The sequence below is a fragment of the Shewanella halifaxensis HAW-EB4 genome, assembly GCF_000019185.1.
GTDB lineage: Bacteria > Pseudomonadota > Gammaproteobacteria > Enterobacterales > Shewanellaceae > Shewanella > Shewanella halifaxensis.
Window position 1 is genome coordinate 3590913 of the sequence record NC_010334.1, and the last position, 12019, is coordinate 3602931.

A 12019-nucleotide genomic window follows, 5' to 3' on the forward strand; every position below is an offset into this window, starting at 1 on the left:
GTTAAAGACTTACGCTTTGCCTGCTTTCTAGTCTACGCACACTTACCTATGACCTCAACTGGCAGCTATAGCTTTTATCTATACCCCACATAAAAAGATAGTATTTTTGCCATACCCACAAAAGTTATATGGTTAACACAATGAGTTAAATTTTGACCGAATTCGTACTTCGAAATAGATAGGATAATAATAATGAGCACTCAACACTCTGCTGAGCAGATTTTAGTCACTTCATCATCTGCCCCTACAAAACACCTCGTTGTTAACCGTGATTCTCGCAACCGCACTATGGCTCGTTACGGCTATAGCGATGAAACCACTAAGATTATTGACAGTGAGAAGCTACTGCCAACGGGACTGCTGAGTCGCTTACATGCATCCTACCCACAGCATTCAGGTTTACTCGAGAGCCGTGATTTTCTGTTTACCGATAAAGATCACTACTCAGGCCTATCGGGCTTTCGTGAAGTGTGCGCCATCCTTAATAAGAATGGCATCGACATCGGCCATATCGATGAGCGTGAATTTTTTGTTGAGGTCTATCGCTTCCTCGCCACCCGCCACTCGTTAAACAGCATCAACTGGGACGATTACCCGACTGACTCGGTATTTCAGCTGGTATTCCCTCAGCCTGGGATGATTAATGCAGAGACGACCCAAGCCTATATCGATGCCAGCGATCCCAAGGCACGTACTCAAGTTGCCATCGAATATATGGAGAAGACCAATCCCCATGACGGTAATCAGCAACTTAATAAACCTTGGTTTGTTAACGATGAAGGGGTACTGGAATTTCTCGATGGTAGTCAGCACAAGTACCCTCAATGCCAATTAGTGTTCGATAAGACCACCCAAAACTGCTTCTCCTTTTGTACTTACTGTTTCCGCCATGCACAGGTCCGTGGCGATGAAGATATGTTTATTCAAAAAGATATCGCCCAGCTGCATGAGTACTTAAGACGTCATAAAGAGGTGACCGATATTCTGATCACTGGCGGCGACGGCGGCTATATGCCGATGAGCCGCTTAAAGCAGTATGTGATGCCATTGATTGAAGACCCGAGCCTACTGCATGTGAAAAATGTGCGATTAGCGACGCGTGCACTAACATTCCAACCGGAAATCGTACTCACCGAGAAGTATCAGCCGATGCTTGAGCTATTCGATACCATGCGTGATAACGGCGTTCAGCTTGCGTGGATGGCTCACTTCTCGACGCCAAGAGAGCTGCTGAACCCAAGCACACTGGCGGCGATCCGCCGCTTACAAAACCATGGAGTGAATATTCGTAGCCAAAGCCCGATGATGAACCATATCAGCCTATTTATGGATGATAAGGGCGGCGTCGATGTTGAGCGCTCATCACAAAGCTGGATCGATCTATCCAATATTCTTGGCATGCTCTGCATCGGTTTCCACTCTATGTACTGCGCCCGTCCTACAGGCGAGCACCATTATTACACCGCACCGCTGGCGGATATGAGTAAGATTTTCAATCGAATTTATCGCTCATTGGCCTCGATTAACCGTCCGTCGCGCCATATCTCAATGACGATTTCAGCCGGTAAGCTAGCAATCTTGGGCACCTCTATCGTCAATGGTGAGAAGTGCTTTGCACTGCAGTTTACTGAGGCCAGAAACATGGAGTGGATGGATCGGGTTATCTTGGCTAAATATGATGAGAAAGAGAACAAGATCGATTGCCTAACCCCTTATGACACAGATAAGTTCTTCTTCGAAGATGAGCTGAAGGAGATTGAAACTCAACTTGCCGATGCACTACAGCAAAGACTGGTAGGAGCATAAGATGATAAACAAACTGATGGCAACGCCAGCCCAGGCGGTCGCCGATATCTTCGATGGTGCCACCGTGATGATTGGCGGATTTGGCGAGTCGGGCAGCCCGATTGAGCTTATCCATGCTTTAATCGATCAGGGCGCTAAAAACCTGACCGTTATCAATAACAACACAGGTAGCGGTCATGTTGGCTTAGCGGCGCTGATTGAAAATGGTCAGGTGGGTAAGATGATCTGCTCATTTCCACGCACCGCCAACTCGACAGTGTTTCCCGATCTGTACCGTGCAGGCAAAATTGAACTCGAATTAGTACCTCAAGGCACCTTGGCCGAGCGCATTCGCGCGGGCGGCGCGGGCATTCCTGCGTTTTACACAGCCACCTCGGTAGGAACGCCACTGGCCGATGGCAAAAAGCATGAAATATTCGATGGCCGTGAGCATGTGCAGGAGCTAGGGCTTAAGGCCGACTTTGCCCTGATCAAATCGCTACAAGCGGACCGCCTCGGCAATCTGCGCTACAACAAGACCGCACGAAACTTTGCCCCCATCATGGCGATGGCCGCCAACTACACCATAGTGCAAACGCAAGAATATGTTGAGGCTGGTGCTATCGATCCCGAAATCGTAGTGACACCGGGAATTTTTGTTGATCGCATCGTCACAGTGAAGCAGCCAGCGCAGGAATCAAAGCTTGTTGCCGCAGGAGTAAGCTACCCATGAGCAGCCCAGTAACTAATAGCAAACCAACCGATAGCAAACATGAGCAAAAACAAACATTCGGCTGGAGCCGCGAGCAGATGGCGCAAAAAGCGGCGCAGGATATTCCCGATGGTGCCTATGTCAACTTAGGCATAGGCATTCCTGAAAAAGTCGCCCGTTATGTGCCCAAGGGGCGCGAGGTGATCTATCACACCGAAAATGGTCTACTGGGCATGGGGCCGACACCGGATGACGATGACATTGACTTTGAGCTGATCAATGCAGGTAAGAAGCCGGTATCGGCAATCGCTGGCGCGGCTTATTTTCACCATGCTGACAGCTTTGCCATGATCCGCGGCAAACATATTGATATCTGCGTATTAGGCGCCATGCAGGTCTCGCAAAAAGGCGATCTTGCTAACTGGTCAACCGGAGCGGTCGATGCCATTCCTGCCGTAGGTGGGGCAATGGATCTGGTTGCAGGGGTGAAAACCATCTTTGTGATCACTCAGCACACCACTAAGCAGGGCGATGCCAAACTTTTAGAAAACTGCAGCTATCCACTGACGGGGCAAGGCGTTGTCAGCCGTATCTATACCGATCTTGCCGTGATTAAGGTGACTCAGCGGGGCTTTGAAATTGTCGAGCTGGCACCGGGGGTCGATTTTGACTATGTGCAGCAACGCACCGCCTGTGAGCTTATTCGCCCTTAAGCGCTTACTTAGGTAATGCTTCAAGTATGAAAGAGTCTACAAATGCTGAAATGGAATTAAGATGATGTCAGCGATTAAACAAAAACATGATGAAAACAGCAATCCCACAGAGACAAGGACTGAGACAGAGGCTGACCGCAGTGCCAAGCTCTACCAAAAGGCCCTAAAACTCATGCCCGGCGGCTGTAGCCGAAACACGGTACTGCGCAAGCCAAACCCACTTTACGCCGAGTCGGCTGCAGGATGCTTAGTGACCGATATCGAGGGCACACAGCGGGTCGATTTTGCCAACAATATGGCGGCGTTGATCCATGGTCACGCCCACCCAGAGATAACGAGACAGGTGACCGAGCAGCTACAAAAAGGCAGCGCTTTTACCTTGGCAACCGAAGTCGAGATCGACTACGCCGAGCATCTGTGCGGTCGCAACTCTGGCTTTGACAAAATTCGTTTCGTCAACTCCGGTACCGAGGCGGTGATGAGCTGCCTAAAAGCATCGCGTGCCTATACTGGACGCGCCAAGATAGCCAAGGTCGAAGGTGCCTATCATGGGCTGTATGACTATGCAGAGGTTAGCCAAACCGCATCACCGGCGACGTGGGGAGAAGTGTCATCCCCCAACAGTGTGCCTGTTGCCTTTGGTACGCCCCAAGCGGCGCTCGATGATGTGGTGGTGATCCCCTTTAACGATGTCCCCCGCGCCATCGCCATCTTAGATAAACACAAAGATGAGCTAGCCTGCGTGTTGGTCGACTTGTTGCCTCACCGAGTAGGACTTATTCCTGCATCGACCGAGTTTGTGGTTGTACTTAGAGAGTGGACTGAAAAGAACGGCGCTTTACTGGTGTTTGATGAGGTGATCACCTTCCGTAACGGTTATGGCGGCGCCCAAGATAGCTACCCCGTCACGCCAGATCTCACCGCCATGGGCAAGATGATCGGCGGCGGCTTTCCCGTCGGTGCTCTCGCGGGTAAAAGCGATATTATGGATGTAATGAATCCCTTAAATGATAAGGTGTTGTTTCCCCACTCTGGGACCTTCTCGGCCAACCCCGTCACTATGGTGGCAGGGCTTAGTGCCATGAGATTATTTGACCGTGAGGCGGTGACGAAACTCAACGCGCAAGGCGATAAGCTCAGAGCCATGATCACAGATGCGATAACCCAGGCCAATGTGCCTGTTTGTGTCACGGGCGCAGGCTCAATGTTTCGTATCCATATGAAGTCGACGCCGCCCGCAAACTACCGCGACGCCTTTGCATCCCCTCAAGAGGCGAAGTTGATGACGGCGCTAGTGGATCATCTATTTGATAACGGCTTTATGATGATTAACACCTGCTCCGGCACCCTATCGACGGTCATGACAGACAGAGAGTTAAGCCATTTTGCCGAAGTCTTACTTGCAGGCCTTAACAGCTTAAAGCCGCAGTTCGATGCCCTTAAATCTTCAGCAACACTAACAGAATAGGAACGAGTATGAGCTTAGATAGCTTAAAAGATGTCTCTTACTTAAAAGATGGCTATTGTTTAAAAGATGTCAATTGCTTAAAAGACGTCTACATCTGCGATGCCATCAGAACCCCGATTGGACGCTATGGTAGCGGCCTCTCATCAGTGCGCGCTGATGATCTCGCAGCCCTGCCGATTAAGGCGTTGATTGAGCGAAATCCTGATGTCGACTGGCAACAATGTGATGACCTGCTGCTTGGCTGCGCCAACCAGTCCGGCGAAGATAACCGCAACATTGCGCGTATGGCAGGCTTGCTTGCAGGACTTCCCGTTGAAGTGCCTGGCTGCACCGTAAACCGTCTTTGTGGGTCTGGGCTTAACGCTCTAGGAGACGCCGCTCGCGCAATCCGCACTGGCGAGGCCGACTTGATGATTGCAGGAGGCGTCGAGAGCATGTCTCGCGCGCCATTTGTGATGCCAAAGGCGACAAGCCCCTTCGCACGCTCAACCGAATTTTACGATACCACCATGGGCTGGCGCTTTATCAACCCAGAGTTTGATAAGCACTATGGCACCGAGGCGATGCCGCAAACGGCGGAAAACTTAGCCCAAGACTTTGCCATCTCACGAGAGGCGCAGGATCGCTTTGCGCTATGGAGTCAGCAAAAAGCGGCTAGCGCCCAGGAAGCGGGTCTTTTCGATAATGAAATCGTTCCCGTCACTATCCCTGTGCGCCGCGGTGAGCCGACGGTTTTCAGCAAAGATGAACACCTACGTTTAAGCAGCTTAGAAAAACTCAGTAGCTTAAAACCACTATTTGACAAAGGAGCCATCACCGCTGGCAATGCCTCCGGCATCAATGATGGCGCTGCGGCGCTGCTATTAGCCTCGGCTGAAGGCGTAGTGCAACACAAGCTTAAACCTAGGGCTAAGATCTTGGGTATGGCTGTTGCCGGCGTGCCCCCTCGCGTTATGGGACTAGGACCCGTGCCTGCCACCAACAAGCTGCTAAAACGATTAAATCTGTCTTTGGATGATATGGATCTTTTAGAATTCAATGAGGCGTTTGCAGCGCAGGCGCTGACCTGCATCCGAGAGTTAGGATTAAAAGATGACGACCCCAGAATCAACCCACAGGGCGGCGCCATCGCACTAGGTCATCCATTGGGGATGAGTGGTGCAAGGCTTGCGACCACCGCTGTCAATCAGCTTGAGCGCACCCAAGGACGTTACGCCCTGTGCACCATGTGTGTCGGCGTTGGTCAAGGCATTGCCATGATAATTGAAAGAGTTAGTTGAAAGAGTTAACTAACTCGTAATAAATGCCAGTAAGAAATGGCGCAAGGAATAGCTGCTCCGTTCACACGCAAGCCATCCTCATCTGAGGCAGGCTTGCGTTTTCGTTTTCGTTTTCGTTTTCGTTTTCGTTTTCGTTTTCGTTTTCGTTTTCGTTTTCGTAGTATTATTCAGCCTAAGAAAACGCTAGTAGAAGAACAAGATTAACGCAACAAAAACTGTGATGACTCCCAAAAGGCTCAAGCTTCTAAGTACCGCCGTTGAATACTGAGTCTGTATCTCCGGGAATAGATAGAAGAAATAGGAAATAGATGGTATGGCTAAATAAAGCCCACCAAGCCTCGAACTTGGCGGCACCTCGGTCCCGATTAAGGCCAACCCATAGGCCAAGAAAAGCCCGCTAAAAAGCCACTCAAAACGTCCAAACTCTCGGTATTTAAACAACACCAAAAGCAGGGGTAAAAATATCAATGCCATTATCTGAACTTATCTCACAAAGCGACCTAGGTTAGAGCTACTGCTCTCCAAGCTTAATCTAGCATTTAGTTCACTAATGGAATAGCCGTTATATGTTGCTATATAAAGACGTCCTTACTCAAAATTAACACAACGGAATAAGGTTTCGCTTATTAACTCGAGTACTTAACTGTCATTCTTAACTGTTATTCTTAAATCTTACTGGTGACTGGCGAGACTTATCGACCTCAAGTATAAAAACATCTGGCCTCGAATAATGCCCTGCAACATCCAGCGCACGCTTTGAGCTAGCCGCCTTTTCAACATCAATATCTAGCAGTATATAGCCCTTCTCTTTAGACATGGGGCCAGCTATGATTTCGCCGCTTGGGGATACGATGAGCGAATCTCCGGGATTGATCCAATCCTCATCTGCCGGGTAGAGTCTATCGAGATCAGGAAAATCTTCTGGCAGATCTTTTCTTTGCAGCGCTACGCCACAGCACAGTACCCAACATTTTCCCTCTCTAGCGATATGCTGCATAGTGCTAATCCAAGCATCACCGCTGTCATAGGTCGGTGCGATATATATTTCAACCCCCTGTGAATACAGGGCGTACCTCGCCAGAGGCATATAATTTTCCCAGCATATGAGGCTAGCAATTTTTCCAACTGGCGTAGTAATCACGTTTAACCCATGGCCATCGCCAAAGCCCCAAACCATACGCTCTGGATTGGTCGGCATCAGTTTACGGTGATGGTTAACGATTTGCCCTTGGTGATCAATAGTAATGGCGGTGTTATAGATGGTCGACTGGCTATTGGCATAATCTCGCTCGTTTAATCCGCAAACTAGGGTCACAGCTCTCTGTTTAGCAGCCTCTTGTAGCGGCTTAAGATCATCGGATGACAGATCCACCGAGTTTTGTAGCAAACGCCTATGTAACGCTTCACATACGCCCCAGTCCGCCCCCGGTCTTAAGCGCCATATCCATGCTGGGTATCCTGGAATGAATGCCTCAGGAAAAACAATAAGTTCTGCACCTTTTTCTGATACCGAATGAACAATTTCTACGGCTTTTTGAATCGTTGCTTTCTTATCTAGCACACAAGGGGCTTCTTGAATGATGGCGACTTTTTTCATGATTTGATCCCTTCCAATGAACAGTTGAGTTAATGGCGTTTTCATCGACCCATAGAAGGATGAGCCCCAGAAAAGTTAAACTCGAGTTTCAGATGTCATGCTCAAGTTTAGCTTAATCGAAACAGATGACTTTTCCGTCCACTCAGCCCCAAGCATTGTCATTACCGACGCTCCTATAATTCACGGTATAAAGAACCACAAATAAAGTAGTTAAAGTAATAAAGGGCAAAGCGTCACTGCAAGTCTATACGGCGCTGTATTGCTTAATTTTTAGTAAGTTAATACAGATCGTTTTCACTCATTAGTCCATTGAGACAAAACAAAGCCAATAAATTCCACTTAATCTCAAAATCCATAGGTGACAGAAACCCTACAAGTGATAAAATAGCGCCCATTCAACTCAAATTTGGACTCCGGTAATGCGCGTAAGCAAGTACCTGCTATCAACTCAAAAAGAAACTCCTGCCAATGCAGAAGTCGTTAGTCATCAGTTAATGTTACGTGCGGGTATGATCCGTCGTAACGCATCAGGCTTATATAGCTGGTTGCCGACAGGTTTACGTGTATTACGTAAAATTGAAGCGATTGTTCGTGAAGAAATGAACAAAGCGGGCTCTGTAGAGATCCTTATGCCTATGGTTCAACCTGCGGATCTTTGGGTTGAAACGGGTCGTTTTGAAAAGTTTGGTCCTGAACTACTTCGTTTCCAAGACCGTCACAACCGTGACTTCGTTCTTGGCCCAACTCACGAAGAAGTGATCACCGACATTGTGCGTAAAGAGGTTAACTCATACAAGCAGTTACCACTTAACCTATATCAAATTCAAACCAAGTTCCGTGACGAAGTTCGTCCACGTTTTGGTGTAATGCGTTCACGTGAATTCTTGATGAAAGATGCTTACTCTTTCCATATCGATCAAGAGACGATGGACGAAACCTATGAGGCGATGTTCCAAGCCTATAACAATATTTTGACTCGTTTGGGCCTATCCTTCCGTCCAGTAATGGCTGATACCGGTTCTATCGGTGGCAGCATGTCACACGAATTCCACGTATTAGCTAACAGTGGTGAAGACTTAATCGCTTACTCAACGGAAAGTGATTACGCTGCAAACATTGAGAAATGTGAAGCACCACTGCCAACTGAAACACGTCAAGCCGCAACAAGCGAAATGACACTTGTCGACACGCCAAATGCTAAGACCATTGCCGAGCTTGTTGAGCAACACGGTATTGCGATTGAGAAAACAGTTAAGACATTAATCGTTAAGGGTGCAACAGAAGAAGCACCACTTGTGGCTATCGTTATTCGTGGCGACCATGAGCTAAACGAAGTTAAAGCTGAGAAGTTAGATGCTGTACTTGCGCCATTTGAGTTTGCAGACGAAGCTGCTATTAGTGATGCAATCGGTGCAGGCACTGGCTCTATCGGTCCTGTTGGCCTAAATATGCCTGTCTTTGTTGATCACAGCGTTAGCATCATGAGCGACTTTGGCGCGGGTGCAAACCAAGATGGTAAACACTATTTCGGTATCAACTGGGAGCGCGATCTTCCAGAGGCTGCAGCATTTGATCTTCGTAACATCATCGAAGGTGAGCCTAGCCCATGTGGTAAAGGTGTTATCGCACTTCTTCGCGGTATCGAAGTCGGTCATATCTTCCAGTTAGGTACTAACTACTCTGAAGCGATGAATGCCAACGTACTTGACCAAAATGGTAAGTCAAAGACCCTGCTTATGGGTTGTTATGGTGTGGGCGTTAGCCGTATGGTTGCCGCTGCAATCGAGCAAAATAATGACGATCGCGGCATTATCTGGCCTGATGCAATTGCACCGTTCACCGTTGGTATTTTACCAATGAACATGCACAAGTCACATCGCGTTAAAGATATCGCCGAGCAGCTATATCAAGACCTAAACGATGCGGGTATCGAAGTGATGTTCGACGACCGTAAAGAGCGTCCAGGCGTGATGTTTGCTGATATGGAGCTTATCGGTATTCCGCATGTTGTGGTTATTGGCGATCGTAACATCGATAACGGCATGTTCGAATATAAGAACCGTCGCACAGGTGAGAAGCAAGATATCCCACTAGGTGACATTGTTGAGTTCTTAAAAGCACAACACGCTTAATCGCTAGCTCTCTTAACAGACAGCCCACTAAATTAATAAAAGCCGATGACTTCATCGGCTTTTTTTTGCCTGTAATAAATGGGGCTGAGACAGCAAAAACCACAATACTTTTGAGTAATACCAGTCAGTATAAGAAGTTGATCTACTCAGAACGTTTTTTGGCAAACTAATTCAAGGCGAATAACTGAAAGAATGGTAGCTCCCTTATGAAGTTGTTCAACGCAGAAGTAGGCAGCCAAAAACGCTCCAGAATGGCGAGTTTTAGCGGCTCTGATACTGTGTTAACGAGCTTAAACGTAGAATAACTATGCTCTTCACTCGTTGCCTTGTCTCAGTCCCGCTAAACTCTCGCTGAGCGACCAAATCTTTATAGTGATTGGTATAAGTTTTAAACTTGTAACTTGAACATCTTTGCCGTCTCACATATTCTAAATTTAAGCAGTTGGTTTTGAATGTGTTTAATTTTCAAACGATAAGGAGCGTCGAATTGCCAAATAAAACGGCGTTAGTACTGGGTGGTGGTGGCGCTAGGGCCGCATACCAGATTGGGGTACTCAAGGCGATAGTACAGTTTTATCCACGCAACCACGGTATTCCCTTTAGAATCGTCTGTGGCACTTCTGCTGGCGCAATTAACGCCACCTCTATTGCGACCCATGCTTCCTGCTTTCATCTTGGCGTACGTAAGCTTGAATGGGTATGGCGTCATGTTCATGCCCGTAAAGTCTATCAAGCGTCCATTGGTGGAGTATTAATACACTTAAGTAAGATGGCACTGAAAGGCCTTCAAAGCGATGGAGCCTCCAGCAGTGCTGGCAGCCTATTTAATAGTGACCCCCTAAGAAAATTACTCAGCGATTTAATCAACTTCGAGCGAATCGACCGTAATATTAATAGCGGCGCACTCGAAGCTGTTAGCCTCGACACCTCTTGCTACAATAACTCGCGCTCGGTCACCTTTTTTCAGGCCAATGCCCATGTCGATAACTGGCAAAGAGATCGGCGGCACGGCATACGCACTCGGCTCAATACCGATCATCTACTGGCAAGTTCCGCTATTCCGATGGTATTTCCCTCTATTCGATTAAATCAGGAGTACTATGGTGATGGCTCAGTACATCAACTGGCACCTTTAAGTAGCCCTATTCATTTAGGCGCCGAGAAGATCATGGTCATTAACCTTGAAAGTCCTCACAAAATTCAGCCCAAAGAGCTTGATCATCACCCAAAGACCGCCACTATTGCAGGTCACCTGCTCGATACTATCTTTTCTGATACGCTCAATAGCGATCTAGAGAGGCTTGAACGGATCAACAACACCCTATCTTTAATACCTGAGGAAAGTAAGCAGAAATTAGCGCTTAAAAATATCGAAACCTTAGTGATTAAGCCCAGCGAAGATCTAAGCGCAATGGCGTCGCGCTACTTTCAGGATATGCCATTCGCCATTAAAACCATGATGAAAGCATTAGGGATCAACGAGCACTCAGAATCGAGTATTATTTCTTATTTATTATTTGAACAAAGTTATTGCAGTGCCTTGATAGAGCTGGGCTATGAGGACGCCATGTGCCAAATTGATGAAATAAAACAATTTTTTAATATTAATTAGACTTAGTATTATCGGCTAAAAGCGCATTTACAACGCTCTGCCCCCAATCTTGGTAAATTAATGCGCCAGGGTGAAAGCCATCAGTAGCCATCGCATCACTATTGAGTTGATGGCCAAACTCCAACAAAGTAAACCTTGGTTCTTGCAAAGCATAGCGCTGCAGTTGCCGGTTAAATGCTTGGCTACGTTGACCGAGAAACCAACGCAAAGGCTGCGGTAACACCGGGAAATCCCCCATAGGTGGCACCCGCGTCAATATCAAACGCCGACAACCTAGTTTTCTGGTGACTAACTCAACCAAAGTTTGTTGCTGACCTATCCACTTATTAACGGTTAAAGGGCTCAGTACGTCATTTACACCTAGCGATACCACAACCGCCTCAAAACGCATCTCTTGCTGTTGGACGAGTTCCTGTTGCAACATGTCAATGGCTTGCAGGGTATTGTGACCAGACTTTGCCATTAATCGCCAATCAACCTGATAGTGCTGGGCAAGCTCATTCACAACAACTCCCGCTAATGCCTGCTGCTGGTGAGCCACGCCGACTCCCGCTGCAGCACTGTCACCTAAGATAAGTACAGATAATGTCGCACCATTACCGACAGTACCTTGCCTAGGCCCTGCTGCTTCGGGCAGCTGTGGGGTGTTCTTCTTAACTGTGCGACCTTGTAAAAATAAGATCGGTGCCAACAGAATAAAAATGAGGTAATGCACGGTTG

At 47.7% G+C, this 12019-nt stretch carries 9 protein-coding genes; 7 read left to right on the top strand and 2 right to left on the bottom strand.

Features of this window, described 5'->3' with window-relative positions:
* The first annotated feature begins 192 nt into the window (after positions 1-192).
* The 5 genes from SHAL_RS15275 to pcaF all read left to right on the top strand — a co-directional run bounded on the left by SHAL_RS15275 (position 193) and on the right by pcaF (position 5958).
* A complete protein-coding gene (locus SHAL_RS15275) occupies positions 193-1806 on the top strand; it encodes a hypothetical protein (RefSeq protein ID WP_012278030.1) in 1614 nt (537 codons plus the stop codon).
* Position 1807: 1 nt separating this feature from the next.
* Positions 1808-2518, top strand: coding sequence for a 3-oxoacid CoA-transferase subunit A (locus SHAL_RS15280; RefSeq protein WP_012278031.1), 711 nt, complete (start codon positions 1808-1810; stop codon positions 2516-2518).
* Positions 2515-3210: a 3-oxoacid CoA-transferase subunit B gene (locus SHAL_RS15285; protein WP_012278032.1), complete on the top strand. Its 696-nt coding sequence runs from the start codon at positions 2515-2517 to the stop codon at positions 3208-3210. Before SHAL_RS15280 ends, SHAL_RS15285 begins: the two co-directional genes overlap by 4 nt.
* A gap of 61 nt (positions 3211-3271) precedes the next feature.
* The gene (locus SHAL_RS15290) at positions 3272-4678 is read left to right on the top strand and encodes an aspartate aminotransferase family protein (protein WP_012278033.1); all 1407 of its coding nucleotides are present in this window, start codon (positions 3272-3274) and stop codon (positions 4676-4678) included.
* Positions 4679-4686: 8 nt separating this feature from the next.
* Complete coding sequence (pcaF, locus tag SHAL_RS15295; RefSeq protein ID WP_012278034.1) at positions 4687-5958, top strand: 3-oxoadipyl-CoA thiolase; 1272 nt, start codon at positions 4687-4689, stop codon at positions 5956-5958.
* A gap of 652 nt (positions 5959-6610) precedes the next feature.
* Here pcaF and SHAL_RS15300 read toward each other — a convergent pair.
* Positions 6611-7555, bottom strand: a complete 945-nt coding sequence (locus SHAL_RS15300) for a carbon-nitrogen hydrolase family protein (protein ID WP_012278035.1) — start codon at positions 7553-7555, stop codon at positions 6611-6613.
* 419 nt (positions 7556-7974) lie between these two features.
* Between SHAL_RS15300 and SHAL_RS15305 the strand changes: the two genes are divergently transcribed.
* Positions 7975-9687: a proline--tRNA ligase gene (locus SHAL_RS15305; RefSeq protein ID WP_012278036.1), complete on the top strand. Its 1713-nt coding sequence runs from the start codon at positions 7975-7977 to the stop codon at positions 9685-9687.
* A 487-nt stretch (positions 9688-10174) separates the two neighbouring features.
* Positions 10175-11299, top strand: coding sequence for a patatin-like phospholipase family protein (locus tag SHAL_RS15310; RefSeq protein ID WP_012278037.1), 1125 nt, complete (start codon positions 10175-10177; stop codon positions 11297-11299).
* On the opposite strand, the gene SHAL_RS15315 is transcribed toward SHAL_RS15310, so the two are convergent.
* On the bottom strand, positions 11292-12014 hold the full coding sequence (locus tag SHAL_RS15315) for an SGNH/GDSL hydrolase family protein (RefSeq protein WP_012278038.1): 723 nt from the start codon (positions 12012-12014) through the stop codon (positions 11292-11294). The two genes, SHAL_RS15310 and SHAL_RS15315, sit on opposite strands and share 8 nt — an antisense overlap.
* Positions 12015-12019: the final 5 nt, after the last annotated feature.